14 protein-coding genes are annotated in these 17381 nt (G+C 39.8%); 4 read left to right on the forward strand and 10 right to left on the reverse strand.

Features of this window, described 5'->3' with window-relative positions:
* Nucleotides 1–4: 4 nt before the first annotated feature.
* On the reverse strand, nucleotides 5–1540 hold the full coding sequence (locus H5180_RS11525) for a diguanylate cyclase (RefSeq protein ID WP_337119163.1): 1536 nt from the start codon (nucleotides 1538–1540) through the stop codon (nucleotides 5–7).
* A 217-nt stretch (nucleotides 1541–1757) separates the two neighbouring features.
* On the opposite strand from H5180_RS11525, the gene H5180_RS11530 reads away from it, so the two are divergent.
* Nucleotides 1758–3542 (forward strand): M61 family metallopeptidase, encoded by a 1785-nt coding sequence (locus tag H5180_RS11530; RefSeq protein WP_182758272.1) that lies wholly within the window; start codon nucleotides 1758–1760, stop codon nucleotides 3540–3542.
* Between the two features lie 21 nt (nucleotides 3543–3563).
* Here H5180_RS11530 and H5180_RS11535 read toward each other — a convergent pair whose 3' ends face one another.
* Nucleotides 3564–4364, reverse strand: coding sequence for a glycosyltransferase family 25 protein (locus tag H5180_RS11535; protein WP_182734168.1), 801 nt, complete (start codon nucleotides 4362–4364; stop codon nucleotides 3564–3566).
* A gap of 217 nt (nucleotides 4365–4581) precedes the next feature.
* Between H5180_RS11535 and H5180_RS11540 the strand changes: the two genes are divergently transcribed.
* Nucleotides 4582–6741, forward strand: a complete 2160-nt coding sequence (locus tag H5180_RS11540) for a S46 family peptidase (RefSeq protein ID WP_182758273.1) — start codon at nucleotides 4582–4584, stop codon at nucleotides 6739–6741.
* A 150-nt stretch (nucleotides 6742–6891) separates the two neighbouring features.
* On the opposite strand, the gene H5180_RS11545 is transcribed toward H5180_RS11540, so the two are convergent.
* Nucleotides 6892–9309 carry a PAS domain S-box protein gene (locus H5180_RS11545; RefSeq protein ID WP_182758274.1) on the reverse strand — a complete coding sequence of 806 codons (2418 nt, stop codon included), beginning with the start codon at nucleotides 9307–9309 and terminating at the stop codon, nucleotides 6892–6894.
* Nucleotides 9310–9804: 495 nt separating this feature from the next.
* Here H5180_RS11545 and H5180_RS11550 point away from each other — a divergent pair, with 495 nt between their 5' ends.
* Both H5180_RS11550 and H5180_RS11555 read left to right on the forward strand, forming a co-directional pair.
* Nucleotides 9805–11076, forward strand: a complete 1272-nt coding sequence (locus H5180_RS11550; RefSeq protein WP_182758275.1) for an O-acetylhomoserine aminocarboxypropyltransferase/cysteine synthase family protein — start codon at nucleotides 9805–9807, stop codon at nucleotides 11074–11076.
* Between the two features lie 151 nt (nucleotides 11077–11227).
* Nucleotides 11228–11887 carry an NADPH-dependent FMN reductase gene (locus tag H5180_RS11555; protein WP_149980197.1) on the forward strand — a complete coding sequence of 220 codons (660 nt, stop codon included), beginning with the start codon at nucleotides 11228–11230 and terminating at the stop codon, nucleotides 11885–11887.
* Between the two features lie 7 nt (nucleotides 11888–11894).
* Here H5180_RS11555 and H5180_RS11560 read toward each other — a convergent pair whose 3' ends face one another.
* The 7 genes from H5180_RS11560 to H5180_RS11590 form a co-directional block, all read right to left on the reverse strand.
* A complete protein-coding gene (locus H5180_RS11560) occupies nucleotides 11895–12083 on the reverse strand; it encodes a DUF1289 domain-containing protein (protein WP_149980198.1) in 189 nt (62 codons plus the stop codon).
* A gap of 53 nt (nucleotides 12084–12136) precedes the next feature.
* Nucleotides 12137–12649 carry a hypothetical protein gene (locus H5180_RS11565; protein ID WP_145235753.1) on the reverse strand — a complete coding sequence of 171 codons (513 nt, stop codon included), beginning with the start codon at nucleotides 12647–12649 and terminating at the stop codon, nucleotides 12137–12139.
* Between the two features lie 185 nt (nucleotides 12650–12834).
* A complete protein-coding gene (locus tag H5180_RS11570) occupies nucleotides 12835–13572 on the reverse strand; it encodes a hypothetical protein (RefSeq protein WP_182758276.1) in 738 nt (245 codons plus the stop codon).
* 170 nt (nucleotides 13573–13742) lie between these two features.
* Complete coding sequence (locus H5180_RS11575; RefSeq protein ID WP_145235747.1) at nucleotides 13743–14990, reverse strand: alpha/beta hydrolase-fold protein; 1248 nt, start codon at nucleotides 14988–14990, stop codon at nucleotides 13743–13745.
* A 272-nt stretch (nucleotides 14991–15262) separates the two neighbouring features.
* Nucleotides 15263–15877, reverse strand: coding sequence for a bifunctional phosphoribosyl-AMP cyclohydrolase/phosphoribosyl-ATP diphosphatase HisIE (gene hisIE / locus H5180_RS11580; protein WP_182758277.1), 615 nt, complete (start codon nucleotides 15875–15877; stop codon nucleotides 15263–15265).
* Nucleotides 15868–16647: an imidazole glycerol phosphate synthase subunit HisF gene (gene hisF / locus H5180_RS11585; RefSeq protein ID WP_145235741.1), complete on the reverse strand. Its 780-nt coding sequence runs from the start codon at nucleotides 16645–16647 to the stop codon at nucleotides 15868–15870. The genes hisIE and hisF overlap by 10 nt, the downstream gene beginning before the upstream one ends.
* On the reverse strand, nucleotides 16629–17363 hold the full coding sequence (locus H5180_RS11590) for a 1-(5-phosphoribosyl)-5-[(5-phosphoribosylamino)methylideneamino] imidazole-4-carboxamide isomerase (protein ID WP_145235738.1): 735 nt from the start codon (nucleotides 17361–17363) through the stop codon (nucleotides 16629–16631). The genes hisF and H5180_RS11590 overlap by 19 nt, the downstream gene beginning before the upstream one ends.
* Nucleotides 17364–17381 lie beyond the last annotated feature (18 nt).

Raw genomic sequence — 17381 nt, forward strand, 5'->3', positions numbered from 1 at the left:
GTAGTTATTCATTGATACACAAGCGATCACGACCGGTATTTTTTGCTTTGTAGAGGGCATCATCGGCGCGGTCAAAAGCGCCCAATGGGGTATCACCTTTTTTAAACTGAGTGGCACCGATAGAAACCGTTATCTCTACTTGTTTATCTCTGAACTTGAACGGAATTCCTTTCACCGCTCTTCTTAGTTTTTCAAGGGGTCTTTTAGCATGCTCTAAGGGCATACCTGGCATTAATAAAACGAATTCTTCACCGCCGTAGCGAGCAATGAAATCAGATTTTCGGATTGACATTTGCAGTGCTTTAGCAATCACTTGTAACGTTTTATCTCCAGCGCTGTGACCGTATTTGTCGTTGATAGACTTAAAGTGATCAACATCAATCACCACTAAGGTGACATCTGATTCTTGTACTGCAAACAAATGAAACTCGTGATGAAAACGTTCGTCAAATGCAGCTCGATTTGGCAGTTTGGTAAGTCCATCAAGCAAACTTTTAAAACGTTGCTCATGCAGGCGTTTTTTGTATTTAGATAATTTTGTTTCGAGGCTGCCAATACGTTGATTTATTTCTTGGAAACTGCTTAATAGCATTTCACGGTCTTGCTGTTCAAGGCGCTCTTTTTCAATTAAGTCTTCGCTTAACGATTTTAATTCGTTATCAACTAAGGCTTTTAATGATGAGATTGAAGTGGCATTTTGGGTTTGTGCCGTCAGATTATTAATTTTACCTTCAATGCGCTTATTTAATGCTGTAAATTCAGCTCCCATTGCTTCTGAATGTTTACTTGTAGAGACAATCGAGTGATGTAATTCTTCGAGCGTTTGGTTCAATGACACTAAAAAACTTTGTGCTGATTGTCGCTCTTTACTGATATTACTGGCAATGATGCGAATAATATCTATTGCTGAGGTCAATAAATCATCAACTGAATCTGTTTCAGAGATATTATTTTTGATAGTTTTTACTTGATCTGCGGATTCATCTTCAAACACTAGATCATTAGCTAAATTTAATAACTCTTTTGCTAAACTGGGTTGTACAGCACTTTGTTGACCATCTGCGACAGTTAGTTTTACTTGTAATGCTTGATGATAAATAGTCACTAAACGATTAAGTAGCGGAATAAAATCCCGTGTCGATTGCACATTATTCAGTTCATGGTCTAGTAAATGACGCAACGTTCGGCGTGCATCATCCGGTAACCCTTTGGTTTTTTGTAGTAACTTGCCAGCATCGAGCACACTGTTATGAAGTTCACGCTGATGTGTAGCCTGTTGTGCTTCTTGGTTTTTTAGTAGTGTGAGAATCTCGTCTATGAGTGGCGCGAATAACTCAAAATCCACCCCTTTAGCCAGTGCACTACGAAACTTAGCTAAGCGATTATCAAGTTCAATATCCATCCCTTTACAGCTTAACGATAACTTAGCTGCAAAGTGTGTCAATGTGTCTACCTGATGTTTACGTGCATGTTCAACGACCATGCGAGTATCAATGGCTTGTTTAAGTTTTTTGTTTAAAACTTCGAGCTGTTGTGACACTAATAGTTACCGCCATTGATTAAATCTTTCATTGCTGTAAGTTTACAACAAAAATCGCACAAATGTAGTCAGTAAGTCAAAAACTTAGCATTTGTTGATGATTTTTATTCATTGAACCTATCTGCACGTGTATTTATCGCTTTTAATTCACATTTTCTATCATCATTGTTACGCTCAGGCACAATAAAATTAGTTGATATATGAATTAAGAGCCGCAATGAAAAAGTTTTTAGTATTATCGGTATTAGCCGCATTATCTCACTCGGCATGGGCCGATGTTAATTATTCGCTCGCTGTTACTCAACCTGAACATCATTTAGGCAACGTTAGCATAGAATTTCCACAAACGGCACAAGCACATTTAGATGTAAAGTTGCCAGCTTGGCGAACAGGCCGTTACGAAATTTTGAACCTTGCAAACGGTGTGCGTTTTTTCGAAGCAACAGGTGAGAATGGCAAAGCATTAAGATGGGAAAAAATTGATGCTAGTACATGGCGAGTACATTTAGATAAACCAACGGAAGTTAAAATTGATTATCAAGTGTATGCCAATGAGTTAGGTAAACGCGCACGTCATATCGATGATAGTCACGCATTTATAGATGCATCAGGCTTTTTTATGTTTAGTGAATCATTTCGCCAAGAGCCAGTAACGGTCAAGCTAGATGTGCCGAAAGCATGGCGCTCAGTATCAGGTATGGATAGTGCGGGCTCAAAGCATAGTTTTAAAGCCGCAGATTACGATGTATTAGTTGATTCGCCGATTGAAACGGGTATTAATCAACACCACACCTTTGCAGTTGATGGCCGCGATTATGAATTAGTGATTTGGGGAGAGGGCAACTATGATGTTGAGCAAATGCTTATCGATCTGAAAAAATTAGTCGCTACTGGTAATATTATTTGGGATGCTTACCCGTATCAACGTTATGTATTTATGGTACATGCAACCTCAGGAGCAGGTGGCGCCACCGAGCATTTAAACTCAACGATTATCCAACGTCCGCGAGATCGTTTTGGTTCACGTGAAGATTACCTTGCTTTTATTAGCACCGCGGCACATGAATTTATCCATACTTGGAATGTAAAAGCATATAGACCTGAAGGTTTAGTTCCTTACGATTACACGCATATTAATTACGATAAACTATTATGGATAGCTGAAGGCTCAACCAGTTATTTTGAAGATCATTTAATGGTGCGGTCAGGGATTGCCACGACTAATGAATTTTTAAATGTGTTAACGAAAACCGTCAACCGTCATTTATTATCGCCAGGGCGTGAAGTACAAAGTGCCAGCGAAACCAGTTTTGATAAATGGATAAATCAAGGTGGTGACCATGCACGTAACTACAGTACTAATATTTACTCCGAAGGCTCATTGATTTCGATGGCCCTTGATATTGATTTACTTGAGAACAGCCAAGGTAAGCAAAGCTACCGTGATGTTCATCGTGCACTTTATAATCAATATAAAATGCCGCATGGCTTCACTGTTAAAGACGTGAAAACTATTTTAAAACAGTTAACGGGCCGCGATTACAGCCAGTGGTGGGCAAATAATGTTGATGCACCAGCAGATATTGATTTTGACGCACTGTTTAAAAAAGTAGGCTTAATGTTAGAGCGTCCAAAAGATGCAAAAGCCGTTGCCAGTGTTGATGCGATGGCAAAAAATACTGGTGAGTTATTAACTTTAACTCATGTGCGTCGCGATGGCGCTGCATGGCAAGCGGGTTTGACCAGCGATGACAAAATTGTGGCAATTAACAAAAAGCATGTTGGTAAAGATTTAAAATCAAGCTTAGAAACATTTAAAGCAGGGGATAAAGTAACCGTTGATTTTATCCGCCGTGATGCACTGCAAAGCACCACGATAACGCTAGCACAAAGCTTTGATAAAGATAAAAAGCTGGTTGCTGACAAACAGGCAACTGCACAGCAAATGGCATTATTTAAAGCATGGATGGGTGTAGAACACCCAAACCTCGCTAAAAAATAAATACTATTTAATGATTCTAGGTTATGAGTAAAAAGGAGCTGCGGCTCCTTTTTTGTACTTAGGATCATCGGGTAAAGCACGCTTAGTCTTTTTGATAAATGCCGCCGTTGCAAAGTGATTATTTACCGCGCTACTGAGTTGCTGACCTTTACGGGCTAAAAATGATTTTTTTACGCTGGCATTGCTACGCGACTTTATATCACTTACTTGCTCACAATCTTGAGAGACTGGATACGGCAGTAATGAATAGCCTGTTACTTGAGTTTCCCATATATGTTGTAGGTCACAATCAACAGGGCGGGCAAATGTCTTAGTAGCTGCTAATAATTGTTTCGCACCTTGATAACTGATTGCAGAAGCACAACATCCTGTCATCAACTTTTTATGGATCACTAATTTTTGCTCAAACTGCAACGGCACTTGATAGGCGATTTTGCGAGTACGGTTTTGATAAGCTGAGAGTTTTATCAGTTGCCAAGTGAGCGGTAATTGTTCAATATTTTTAATTGCACTATTAATACTCGTATCTAAGATAAAGTCATCTTCGAGCACAATTGCGTAATCAAGTTTTCTATCGACAATGGTTTGCCATGCTTTGCGATGGCTCAAGTAACAGCCAATCTGCCCAGCACTGAGCGGGTAATGGTATTTTTGTTTGTTGAGGCTAGGACTGTAATTAATTTCTTTTTGCGCTTGTGAAAGCATGGCGCCATCAATTGCATCTATACGCTCAAAACTTAGCCCATGTGCAGCTAATTGTCGCTGGCTGTTTGCTAATCGCTCCGTTGAACGAGCGAGGTTGATCAAAAAAATAGCAGTCATAATTAGGCCGTGCATTATTAATAATATTTAAATCCTAGCTATTGAAAATGACCAAATGATTGCATTGTTGTGTTGTTTTTATTGCCAATAGAGCTCGAAGAAGTATTTGTTTTCAGTATTTTGTTACACAATAGTGCAGCTATTTTGTCGCAGAAATATTGACCTTGCTAAGGCTGCACGCGTAACCTGTTATAGAAACAATAAAAAGGATAAAAAAATGCGTTTAAAACCACTCATAGCATCACTTGCTATTGTAGTATCGGGCACAACATTTGCTGATGAAGGCATGTGGCAACCACACCAACTTCCTGATCTAGAATCAATTCTAAAAGCCAAAGGACTAGAAATTGACGCAAAATCGATTTCTAAATTAACCGAGTTCCCAATGAATGCTGTGATAAGCCTTGGTGGCTGTACCGCATCCTTCGTATCGCCAAAAGGGCTGGTGGTTACCAATCATCACTGTGCTTATGGTTCGATTCAATATAACTCAACACCAGAGAACAATATTTTAGAAAACGGTTTTTTAGCAACAACACCGGCTGAAGACTTACCAGCGGCACCCGGCTCTAGAGTGTATGTAACTGAAACAGTTACCGATGTGACCAAAAAAGTAATAAAAGGCACTGAAAAACTCAGCGCAAAAGCGCGCTACGACGCGCTAGAAAAAAATGAAAAAGCGTTAGTGTCAGCATGTGAAGCTGACGACAATTATCGCTGTAATGTGTATTCATTCCACGGTGGTTTAGAGTTTTATTTGATCAAATCACTAGAAATTAAAGATGTACGCTTAGCATATGCGCCTGCTATGGGCGTAGGTAAGTATGGTGGCGATATCGATAACTGGATGTGGCCGCGCCATACCGGCGACTTTTCATTTTATCGTGCATATGTAGGTAAAGACGGCAAACCGGCTGAATTTAGCGAAGACAATGTACCTTATGTGCCTGATTCATATCTAAGTGTCAGCGCCAAAGGAGTCCAAGATGGCGACTTTGTTATGGTAGCAGGCTATCCTGGGCGCACTAACCGTTACCGCATTGCTGCTGAAGTTGATTATGTATTTAATACCAGCTATCCAAAATCACGCGAGCATAATTCAAAATATGTCGCTTTGATTGAAGAAAATTCAGAAGATGGCAGCAAAGCGCGCATCGCCTACGAAAGTACTATAGCGGGCTACAATAACTATATTAAAAACTACGGTTCAATGATCGAAAGCTTTAATAAAGGCACGATGTATGAACGTAAAAAGCAATTTGAACAAGATCTAACCGCGTGGATAAACAGTGACCGTAAGCGTAAAAAACAATACGGTAAAGTGTTAAATGAATTGTCGGCGTTAGTGGCTCAATCGCAACAGCACAATGAGCGTGATCGTATGCTTGGCTATGTGCACCGCTCACAAATGATCAGTACCGCACGTAGCTTATATCGCCTAGCTTATGAGCAACAAAAACCTGATAGCGAACGTGAATCTGGCTATCAAGAACGCGATTTACCACGCTTTGAAGCCGGTTTAAAGCGCATGAGTCGCCGTTTTGATGCAAACGTTGATAAAGCCATTTTATTACATTTTTTAGAGCTGTATGCCGCGTTACCTAAAGAAGAGCGTTTTGCAGAAGTAGATAAAGTTTTTGAATTAGAAAATGGCTTTGATAAAACCAAGCACAGTGCACTATTAGCAAAAATGTATGCTAATTCAACGCTAGATAATGAAGACGTTCGTATCGCGTTATCTACGCAATCATTTGCTGAACTTGAACAAAGCCAAGATGCATTTATGCAATACGCGAAGGCCATCTTTGCCGTAATGAAAGCTGAAGAAGACAAAGACAAAGCACTTGCCGGTAAACTACAAGCGGCGCGTCCACAGTTAATGAGTGCTATCATAGCGTTTAATGAAGCACAAAATAAACCTGTGTATGCAGATGCGAATAGCACATTACGTGTAACGTATGGCACTGTTGGAGGCTATTCACCGCAAGACGGTTTGATAGCAACACCGTTTACATCACTTGAAGGGCTACTTGCAAAAAACACCGATGTTGATCCATTTAACGCGCCTGAAAAACTACAACAGCAAATCAAGGCTAAAATATTTGGTGATTACACCGGTGGCATGAATACCGTACCAGTTAACTTTTTATCAAACGTAGACACGACTGGAGGTAACTCAGGTTCACCAACACTTAACGGTAAAGCCGAACTGGTAGGCTTACTGTTTGATGGTGTGTACGAAAGTATTATTGGCGATTGGGATTATAACCCAGCACTTAATCGTTCAATCCACGTTGATTCACGTTACATGCTGTGGGTGATGGATAAAGTAGATAACGCACAAAACCTATTAGACGAAATGAAAATCGTAAAATAAGTAATGAGTAAAATAGTAGGGCGCTTACCATAACGGTAAGCGCCTTTTTTAATAAGTATAATTTGTAATGACTTATGTCTACTTTTTGCTATGAGCGGAAGTTGATTTGCCGAAGCCGAACTGGCAATAAAGCACAAACAAAGCAAGTACTTACTTTATAAATGAGCTCAGAACACCGTATAGGGTAGCAATATCAATTGGTTTTGCTATATGTGCATCAAATCCTTGGCTTAAATAATCAGCAACGTCATCAATCATTACATTTGCGGTTAGTGCAATTATCGGTATATGCTTATTGAAATTAATGATATTTTTCATTGCTTCAACACCATCCATTTCAGGCATTTGTATATCCATAAGTATCAAATCAAAGTCCTTTTCTTTAGCTGCTTCTACTGCCTGTTTACCGTTATCTACAATAGTTAATGATGCATTAGTGCCTTCGAGCATTGACTGAATGACAATTTGATTGATTTCGTTATCCTCAGCAATCAGTATTTTCTTTCCCCTCAACGGCGGCGGAGTCATAGATTTTTGTACGAAAGAGCTGACACTCTTATTGGTTATAGTTAATGGTAATATGACTCTTATAGTGGTGCCTCTACCCACATTGCTTTTTACATCGATAGTGCCTCTCATCATAAGAATAAGACTGAGGGTAATCGACATACCCAGCCCAGTTCCACCAAATTTACGTGTTGTTGAGTTGTCTGCCTGTGAAAAACGATCAAATATACGAGCTTGAGCTTCCTCACTCATTCCAACTCCTGTATCAGCCACTTCAAGACTAATAGCCTGCTTTTCTTGGTAAAGAGTTTCGCTCAAGTGAATGTTTACGCTACCCTTTTCAGTAAACTTAACAGCATTCGACACAAGATTGAGTAATATTTGCTTAACACGGACAATGTCTCCTAACCAGTGATCATTAAAATTTTCATCAATATTACTGACAAGTTTAATACCCTTATTACTGACTATGCTGTCCACTTCAAATTTCACAGATTTAATTATATCGCTAATCGAGAAAGGCTCTTGCTCTAGGCTTAGTTTATTGCTCTCTATCTTTGAGTAATCCAAAATATCGTTGATAATGGTTAACAGCGATTTAGAAGACGATACTGCATTTTTAAGCATTACTTTGGACTTGGCATCGAGATACTCAGTATTGACCATCTGCAGTCCGCCTAAAATTGCATTCATGGGCGTACGTATCTCATGGCTCATATTTGACAAAAATTCACTTTTCGTTTGGGTTGCCTGCTCAGCTTTTTGCTTAGCTACTTCTAGCTCATTTATCGCATTTATTTTATCTGTAATGTCGTAATTTACACCGATGACTTTTAGAGCGTTGCCATCATTATCTCTAATAACTTCTGCGCTAGCTTTGATTGTTCTTACCTGCCCGTTTGGATGTACTACTCTAAACTCTGGATTAAAAGCACCTAAACCTGATACGGCATCCTCTAATTGTTTGTTAGACTCTTCCATATCATCAGGGTGAAGACTATGAGTCCAAGCTTCATAAGCACCAGAAAAAAAATTCTCTGTAATGCCATACAGCTTGTACATCCATTCATCCCAGATTAATTCTCCCGAAATGACATCCCACTCCCACACACCAATTTGAGCTGATTCATTTGCCAATTTCATTCTCAGAGAACTGGTTTCAGCTTGGTTTTTTGCTATTTGTAATTCGGTTTCTATCTGTTTCTGATGGGAAGTATCTTGGATGACAGAGCAAATCAGCTCATCGCCATTTGCACTCTTAATTATAACGCCCGACAATTGTACGGGGTATTCATAACCCTTTTTATGAATATATTCTTTATAGTAAGGTCCGTAACGGCCTGTTTCTGAGAGGGATTTTAGTTGTTCTTTTTCTTGTTCTTCGTACTTTTTTGGTGTCAACTTCCAATAGTCCATTTGATTTAGTTCGTCTTTGTCATAACCACTAAAACGACTCAGTTCCTTGTTAACATACTCAAATAAACCATTATCTAACCTATTAATTGCAATGCCTACCGGCGCTAAGCTAAAAAACTGTTCAAATTTTTCTTTTTCCTCATTGAAAGCGTAGCTAATTCGTTCTATGTCTGTTGAAGCACTATGCAATTTGTTTTGCGTCTCAACTAATTCACTAATATCTCTACCTATGGCTAAAATAAAAGCATCACCATCCACATTTAATACAGTCAGAGATACAAGGCATGGAAAAGATGAGCCGTCTAATCGAGAGTGAACCCACTGAAACAGCTGTGGCCCTTTAGTCAGAGTATTTTCAATGTGTTCTGCGGCTATTTCCTCTGAACGTCTGCCACATGGTTGATACTCAGGTGAGATATCAGAAGGCTTTAAATTAATAAAGTTGTCTTTACTTTCGACGCCGTGCATATTGATTGCAGCTTGATTACATTCTGTGAATTTACCAGATTTCAGGTCGATTATTGATAGTGCGTCCCCAGATACTTCAAACAACTTCTTATACTTTATATTTTCAGCTCTAGCGTTTGCAAGCTGAACTTTAAGCTGGTCAATCTCCGCTTCGAGATCGTTTGTGGGATTACTCATAAGAACTCACTGTTAATTGTGTTTTTTCTTTTCCTATATATAACAATAGCTATAGTCCATTTTTTGTAAAAACAGAAGTTTTAAATAGAGAGTATTGAGTGGCTATTTCCTTATAGCACCGTTTGACGAGAATCAATGTTTTTTCAAATAGCGACAAACTACGAGAAGATAATTATAGTTGCCTGTAATGATGAGTAAAAAATACAACAGATTATTGTTCTTTTTATTTTTTATAGCTGAAAAGTCCAGAGGACGATCTGGAGTTAAGATACGTTCAATCAGTCTATGCACGCTTCACAGCCTAAACCATAATAAACAGCTATGTCCACTTTCTTAAGAACAGCAGGTGTTCGTTTAAGGTGGAACAAACTAACATAATTCTCTTAGCAGAATTTAACTTAAATCTAATTACTTCAACATCCTTTAATATATTTCATGTGCACTTTATAACCAATAAATGCTAGCTTAGTGGCAAATTAATTGAAGGAAATAATTATGAAACTTGAGTCTTTAGCGCTGCATCACGGTTATGAATCTGAACCTACAACTAAATCGGCGGCGGTGCCGATTTACAATACATCATCGTATACGTTTGATAATACTCAGCATGGTGCTGATTTATTTGATTTAAAAGTACCCGGGAATATTTATACTCGTATTATGAACCCGACTAATGCGGTGCTTGAACAGCGTATTGCGGCCATGGAAGGGGGCATTGGTGCGCTTGCTGTGGCCTCTGGTATGGCGGCCATCACTTACGCAATTCAATGTTTGTGTGAAGTGGGCACTAATATTGTCAGTACCAGCCAAGTGTATGGTGGTACTTATAACTTATTTGCCCATAGTCTACCTCGCCAAGGTATTGAAGCGCGGATGATTAAAGCGGATGACTTTGCCGGTTTTGAAAACGCGATTGATGAGAATACCCGTGCGGTTTTTTGTGAGTCGATTGGTAACCCTGCAGGGAATATTGTTGATATCGCTCGATTAGCTAAAATAGCCCATAGCAAAGGCGTGCCGCTGATTGTAGATAACACAGTGGCAACGCCCTATTTATGCCGGCCATTTGAGTTGGGTGCCGATATTGTGGTGCATTCGCTTACTAAATATATTAACGGTCATGGTACTGCTATAGGCGGCATGATTGTTGATTCGGGTAAGTTTGACTGGAAAGCCAATGCCACTCGTTTTGCGATGATGAATGAGCCTGATCCGTCGTATCATAATGTGGTTTATACCGATGCTTTTGCTGAAGCGGCGTTTATTGGTCGCTGCCGCGTTGTTCCACTTAGAAATACCGGTGCGGCACTTGCGCCTAAAAACGCCTCTGACATTTTAATTGGTCTTGAAACTTTAGGGCTAAGAATGCAGCGCCACTGTGAAAACGCGCAACAGCTTGCTGAATACCTAGATAATCACCCTAAGGTGCTTTGGGTTAATTACGCGGGGTTAGCGTCAAGTCCCTATAACGCAATGAGTAAAACAACCACTAGTGGCAAAGCGTCTGGTATTTTAAGCTTTGGGATAGCGGGTGGCCTTGAAGCTGGCACTCGCTTTATTGATGCGCTGAATATGATTTTACGTTTAGTAAATATCGGTGATGCAAAGTCATTGGCTTGCCACCCAGCATCAACCACGCATCGACAATTAAATGATGAAGAATTGGCGAACGCAGGGGTTAGCCGCGATTTAATTCGTTTATCAGTGGGTATTGAAAACATCGACGATATCATTGCTGATGTAAGCCAAGCGCTCGATAAAGCTTAGTAATGTTAGCTACAGGGGTAAAGCGTGATCCACATTAATGTTTAAACATGCATTTTATGTTTTGCTTGTAAGGTAGGTTTTATTTATGACCTACCGCACAAATTTACGTTTATATTCGTATATTGATTTAAATAAAATGGAGTGCCTGTACATGAAACTATTAATTTTTTTAGGTTCAGTTCGAAAAAGTTCGCCACCTAAGCCGGCACGTCTCGGTGAAAGAGTTGCCAAGGCATGCCAACGCTGTTTGCTTGAGCAATACAGTGACCACGATATTGAACTGATAGATCCGCTAGACTACGATCTGGACCCTATATTTAAACCGCACTTTGCTTATTCACAAGCCGAGGTGCCTAAAAAACTCGATGACCTAGCGGAAAAAATTAAAGCCAGCGATGGTTTTATTATGGTCAGCCCTGAGTACAATCATTCAATGAGTCCAGCATTGGCTAATCTATTAAACCATTTTGGTAGCTCTTTATTTGCTTACAAACCCAGCGTTATTGTTACGTATTCTGCGGGGCAGTGGGGTGGCGTTCGTGCCGCTGTTGGGATGCGCAGTTTTTTAAGTGAACTTGGGTGTTTGCCGGTGTCGGCTATGATCCATGTGCCAAAAGCGCAAGATGTATTTATTGAAAGTGGTGAAACAAACAAAGAGGCAGAGCAAGCATCATGGCGCGAATATTTTTCGCGGTCGTTTAATCAGTTACTGTGGTGGGCTGAGGCAGCAAGTAAGCAACGTGAGCAGCTTGACCCTAAGCAATTAATTAAAGACTTTAAACGCGACCCGTCGCAACGCAATGCACCTTAATAATAAGCTATGGGGTATTAGCATCCTCTCTTGGAGTATCTAAAATAGCTTGTTTCTCTTGGTCTGATAAAATGATCCAGTCAAATATTTCGTCGCTAGTTCGGCCGCAGCCGCTGCAATAGCCTTTGAGACGGTGGCATTTCCCAATGCAGTCGGTTTTTAATAGCGATGAACTTTTTTGGGGTGTTGAATTCATAAATCCTTAGCCAAGTAGGTCAACATTTGCTGACCTGTTTTATGGTTTTAATGCTATTTATTTGCTACCGATTTACCTACTTCAAATGAGGTAGACCAAGGCGTTGAGCGAGATAATGTTTTTCCGGTATGAATTGAAATAGCTGGGTTTTTTTCATCAAGTACAAAGGTAGTGCGTAATGAATCAGCAGATTCTTTTTGTTGTTCGTGCCAGTTATTTTGCGCTAAACAAGCTCGGGTGAAGTCAACAGCCTTTTGATGAATGGCCACCGCTTGCGTTTGTTCTTGGTAATTATCTTGGCAACGATAAGTCACTGTATCGGCATCCAAAGCACTGATTTGGCATGCTTCACCAACGAGATTGTATTTAGCGGTCCAGGTTTCTGCGTACTTTGTATTTACGCGGGTGCGCTTTAACACTTCAAAACGTGAGTCGTAGGCGGCTAATAAACCATTGATTTTTTCACAAGGCGTGAGGTTATCAATACTTGCTTTTTGCTCTGTTGTTAAGCTGCTACAACCCGATAAAATAAGGCCTGTTAATAATACCGATAAATACTTTTTCATAGTGGACTATCCTTTTGTGATAGCTAATCCTTCGAAGTTGCTTAAAGGATACCTAAGGGCTTGAAAAAATGCCATTAAAGACGTGAAAATAAAATCATTGCATGACTTATATCAAACGTTTTTAGCGTAATATTTCAAAATTATTTGCCTCAAAACTAAGTATTACTTTAAGCAAACGCGGCCACTTATAGATTTTGAACAGGTACATTTTTTATTGTTACGCTACCTGAACCATCAGCAAGTAAAGTAAAACTGCCTGCTTTGTTAACATAAATGCCACCAGAGCCATCGGTTACTGTGACTTTACCGACAATGTTTTGCACATCGATATTACCCGACCCATCATGAATAATTACATCACCTTGAGTGTTTGCCAGTTCAATACTGCCCGAGCCGTCATGGATGTTTACACTGTCAGTAATATTGCTCGCAGTGATTGCACCTGAGCCATCTTCAATGGTTAATTGACCCGAAATATTATTGATTATAATTGCGCCAGAACCATCATGAATGCTAGTTTCAGCTGCATTTTCAATCGAGATCTCGCCTGATCCATCGGTAATATCAAGCAAGAATGTTGCTGGTAGCGACACCGTTAGATCTATGCGCGTATGATCTTCACTGTGGTTATCACAATTATTCGCAGTTAATTTTGCTGAGTTGCCACTTTTATCTAAAGTAAGGCAGTAGTTGTCATGCGCTTCATATTGATAAATTTCAGCCTTTACCGTCACAGTGTCGGTATTACTGCCTACTATATGTAAAAAGCCCGAACCTGCTTCAACGTTTAATGCTGATAGTGATTGAGCATCAAGGGTAAGCTTTTTTGTGTCTTGTAGTGTCATCTCGTTATTCCAAGCCAAAGCTTGAGTTGATAGCAGTACAGTGCCAATCAGAGTCAATCGTGTGAATGCGTTAATCATTATTATTCCCTTTCATTTTTGTGGTGTTTTTAGTTTAGTCGTATAGAGCGACTAAAAAGGTTTAAAGAGGGGGAATTTTTTTTAGTCGCTAAGAATAATAAGACAATAATAAATGTTTTTGTAAACCCAACCTACTGTTATTATATGATTTTTAGGATGATTCATTTCTTCTAATGTATTTTCGCTTCCAGAATATTAAGTTGCCATTGGTTTACATTTTGCTCCTTGGCCAACTCGAGTGCTTTTTGGTAGTACTTTTTCGTTTTTTCTGGGTCTTTTAATTGGCTATAGGTGGAGGCAATGGCCTTTAAGTAATCGATTGAATGACTAAATTCGCTCTCTGATTTTTTTAGTATGGCTAGTGCAGCACTGGGGCTTTCATAGTGCTCAACAAAAGATGCGTATTTAATTAGCAAGGTTTGTTTAGATACAGGAGATTGTTTTATAGCTTTGGCTATAAATTGAGGTAATGCTTCTGCTTTTTTTTGGCGATAATGTTGACGAATAACGATGTGAAATACGGATGCTGGGATGGGTTGTTTTATCTTCAGCTCTTTTTGAATAGTTAGGTAATAGTCAATAGTCGCGGAGGGAGTATTTTGTTCCAGTATTCTTTCAGGTACATGCCAGCCTTTGAATATGTGTTTTAAGCTATCTCTTAGGGCTATTAGTATCACAGAGCCGTGATTTTCATCTGGGTAATGCTGGAAGTGCCAATTTAAGTTAGGAATGGGTTTGGCATCTAACTCGTGGATAAAGTCATACTGGTGCATTTGCATTTCGTCACCTAATGATAAATATAATGACACTGGTGAATGTTGGGTTTTACCTAAAAGCTTATTTGCTTGGCTAACTATTGCATTATCTGAAACCCAAACAGAAGGACTTACCGCGACATAATTATTAAATGACTCAGGAGCATTGAGTAGACTGTTGAGTACAAAAAGCCCACCTACAGAATGGCCAACAAGGGTACTATGTTCAGCTGTTCTATAGTGGCTGTCTATGTACGGTTGTACTTCATTATTTAGGTAGTTAAGAAAAATATCTGCTGCACCCGCGTTACCTTTTCCCGGAGAGTTTGAGTTGTTTGGGGTCATATACTCGCGATATTTTTCGGTGCCATTGTCGGCAATAGCTACCAGAATAACGTTCGGGATCAATTCACTTTTATTGGATAGCATATCCAACATGCCTGACACTCCATGAAAGTTAAAATCGCCGTCTAGTAAATAGATAACAGGGTAGGTGCTGGAAGTATTACTTTGGTAGTTCTCGGGCAATAAAATTTGCAGGGTACGTTTTTCTTGCAAGATAGTTGAGTCGAGTGTGATTCGCTGACTCGTATCGAATTGCGCACCAAAGCCAAGAAATGGAACCAAAAGAAAAGCGATATGGATAAATTTTATGTAAGGCATATAGTTAAGCTTAATTGTATGAAGGATTGAAAAACAGAAAAATTCCTGCGGTATAAGAAGTTGCCGCGCAATATTTTATTGAATTTGATTGAGTCGCAACCTCCAATAGCGAATTTACAAATAATTTATACTATAGCAAAGTTATTCTATTATAGATAATGATCCTCAGCACTAAAACCGGACACGGCACTAAGCAATGTTTTTGAGTTCATTCCTTAACTATATTTAAAAAGCGCTAAGTATAACTCAGCGCTTAATTAGTATTTTAATAGTTACTTATGTCTTCCTTGCAAACACGCTACTACGTCTTGTAGCTCTAGACCTTGGCGCTGTAGCAATACGATTAAGTGATATATCAAATCAGCGGATTCATTGGTTAGCTCTTCGTTATCATGTTTCATTGCAGCTAAAGCGACCTCAACGCCTTCTTCACCCACTTTTTGACAACTGCGGCTTAAATCTTTAGCAAACAAAGAGGCGGTGTAGCTTTTATCAGGGTCGTCGTTTTTACGCGATACAATCACTTGCTCAAGCTGCGCTAAGAAGCTTAGGCTTGGTTTTGCAGCATCACCAAAACAACTTTGTGTGCCTAAGTGACAAGTTGGACCAAGCGGGTTAGCCAGCACTAAAATAGAGTCATAGTCGCAATCAGTATGGACAGACACTACTTCTAAGTAATTCTCAGAGGTTTCGCCTTTGGTCCATAAACGATTTTTTGAACGCGAGTAAAACGTCACTTTTTGCTTTTCAAAGGTGACTTCCAGCGATTCTTGATTCATAAAGCCTTGCATTAAAATAACCCCAGTACGGGCATCTTGCACGATGGCAGGGATCAATTCGCTTTTAGCAAAATCAACTTGGGTAAGGTTTTGTTTGGTTAGTTGCATAGTCGCGCCGCCACTTGGTTATCTATTAAATATTGTTTTAATTCGCCGATGTTGATCACATTTTTGTGAAATACGCTGGCTGCCAGTGCGCCATCAACGTGGCTTTGTTTAAATACATCGACAAAATCTTGCATGGTGCCAGCACCACCTGAGGCGATAAGTGGAATATCACACAAAGCACGCATTTTAGACAGCTGCTGGTTATCGTAGCCATTGCGTACGCCATCTTGGTTCATGCAGTTGAGTACGATTTCGCCTGCGCCTAAGTCTTGCACGCGTTTTACCCATTCTTCGGTTTTATAACGGGTGCGGCTTGACGCATTAGGATCGCCAGTAAGCTGATACACTAAATATTTGCCAGTTACTTCATCGTAAAAGCTATCAATGCCGACAACGACACATTGTTTACCAAACTCATCATGTAGTTCTTTGATAAGCTCAGGACGGGCAATAGCAGGGCTGTTTATACTGATTTTATCAGCGCCGCGTTCTAATACGCGTGCTGCATCAGCCACTGATTTAATACCACCTGCAACACAAAATGGAATATCAATATGACGTGCTATGCTCTCTACCCAGTTTACATCGAGAAGGCGTTTTTCAACACTGGCGCTAATTTCATAAAATACCAGTTCGTCAGCACCAGCTTCGCTATACGCTTTAGCCATTGTTAATATGTCGCCAACCACTTCGTGGCCTTTAAATTTAACGCCTTTGACTACTTGGCCGTCTTTAACGTCTAAACACGGGATTATGCGTTTTGATAACATGCCAACGCCTCCTCTACATTAAATGCGCCATCAAGCAGTGACTTACCTAAAATAACACCGCCTACACCAAGCTCTTTGAGCTTTTTAATGTCATCAAGCGAGCTTACACCCCCAGATGCTTGTACTTTAATATTGCTGTTGTGTTTTATTAAGTCTTCATATAATGCAAACGAAGGACCAGTCATGGTGCCGTCTTTACTGATGTCCGTGCATAGAAAATCAATTACACCCAGTGCTACATAAAAATCGACTAATTCAAATAAGCCGAATTCTGATTCACTTAACCAACCGTGGGTGGCAGGTGCCCAGCCATTGTCGGTTTTATTAACGTCGAGGGCGATAACAAAGTGCTTGGCACCAAATTTTTCAATCCAGCTTTTTACTTCATCACGTTTTTCAACCGCCATAGAGCCAATTACTACTTGGTTAGCACCGGCTTTAAGCCAGTCGCTTACGTCTTGTTCTGTCCGAATACCGCCACCAATTTGATACGGTACGTTAAGTGCTTTGGTGGCTGCTTGAATGTGTTGCCATTGTTTTTTATTAGGATCGCGTGCGCCTTCTAAATCAACAAGGTGTAATTTACCTGCGCCGCTTTGTGCGTACTCTTGTAAGCGCGCACCAAGCTCAAACGGGTAAAACTGTGCGGTATCGTATTTACCTTGATATAAGCGCACAATTTGATTTTGTAATACATCTAATGCTGGAATAATCACTTGAATTCTCTTTATTAA

Origin of the sequence: Pseudoalteromonas sp. SR41-4 (genome assembly GCF_014163985.1) — a bacterium.
GTDB classification, from domain to species: Bacteria; Pseudomonadota; Gammaproteobacteria; order Enterobacterales; family Alteromonadaceae; genus Pseudoalteromonas; species Pseudoalteromonas rhizosphaerae.

Excerpts from the sequence above, each read along its gene's own strand:
- H5180_RS11530 (WP_182758272.1), top strand. The coding sequence starts at position 1,758 with ATGAAAAAGTTTTTAGTATTATCGGTATTAGCCGCATTATCTCACTCG.
- H5180_RS11535 (WP_182734168.1), bottom strand. The coding sequence starts at position 4,364 with ATGACTGCTATTTTTTTGATCAACCTCGCTCGTTCAACGGAGCGATTA.
- H5180_RS11540 (WP_182758273.1), top strand. The coding sequence starts at position 4,582 with ATGCGTTTAAAACCACTCATAGCATCACTTGCTATTGTAGTATCGGGC.
- H5180_RS11545 (WP_182758274.1), bottom strand. The coding sequence starts at position 9,309 with ATGAGTAATCCCACAAACGATCTCGAAGCGGAGATTGACCAGCTTAAA.
- H5180_RS11550 (WP_182758275.1), top strand. The coding sequence starts at position 9,805 with ATGAAACTTGAGTCTTTAGCGCTGCATCACGGTTATGAATCTGAACCT.
- H5180_RS11555 (WP_149980197.1), top strand. The coding sequence starts at position 11,228 with ATGAAACTATTAATTTTTTTAGGTTCAGTTCGAAAAAGTTCGCCACCT.
- H5180_RS11560 (WP_149980198.1), bottom strand. The coding sequence starts at position 12,083 with ATGAATTCAACACCCCAAAAAAGTTCATCGCTATTAAAAACCGACTGC.
- H5180_RS11565 (WP_145235753.1), bottom strand. The coding sequence starts at position 12,649 with ATGAAAAAGTATTTATCGGTATTATTAACAGGCCTTATTTTATCGGGT.
- H5180_RS11570 (WP_182758276.1), bottom strand. The coding sequence starts at position 13,572 with ATGATTAACGCATTCACACGATTGACTCTGATTGGCACTGTACTGCTA.
- H5180_RS11575 (WP_145235747.1), bottom strand. The coding sequence starts at position 14,990 with ATGCCTTACATAAAATTTATCCATATCGCTTTTCTTTTGGTTCCATTT.
- hisIE (WP_182758277.1), bottom strand. The coding sequence starts at position 15,877 with ATGCAACTAACCAAACAAAACCTTACCCAAGTTGATTTTGCTAAAAGC.
- hisF (WP_145235741.1), bottom strand. The coding sequence starts at position 16,647 with ATGTTATCAAAACGCATAATCCCGTGTTTAGACGTTAAAGACGGCCAA.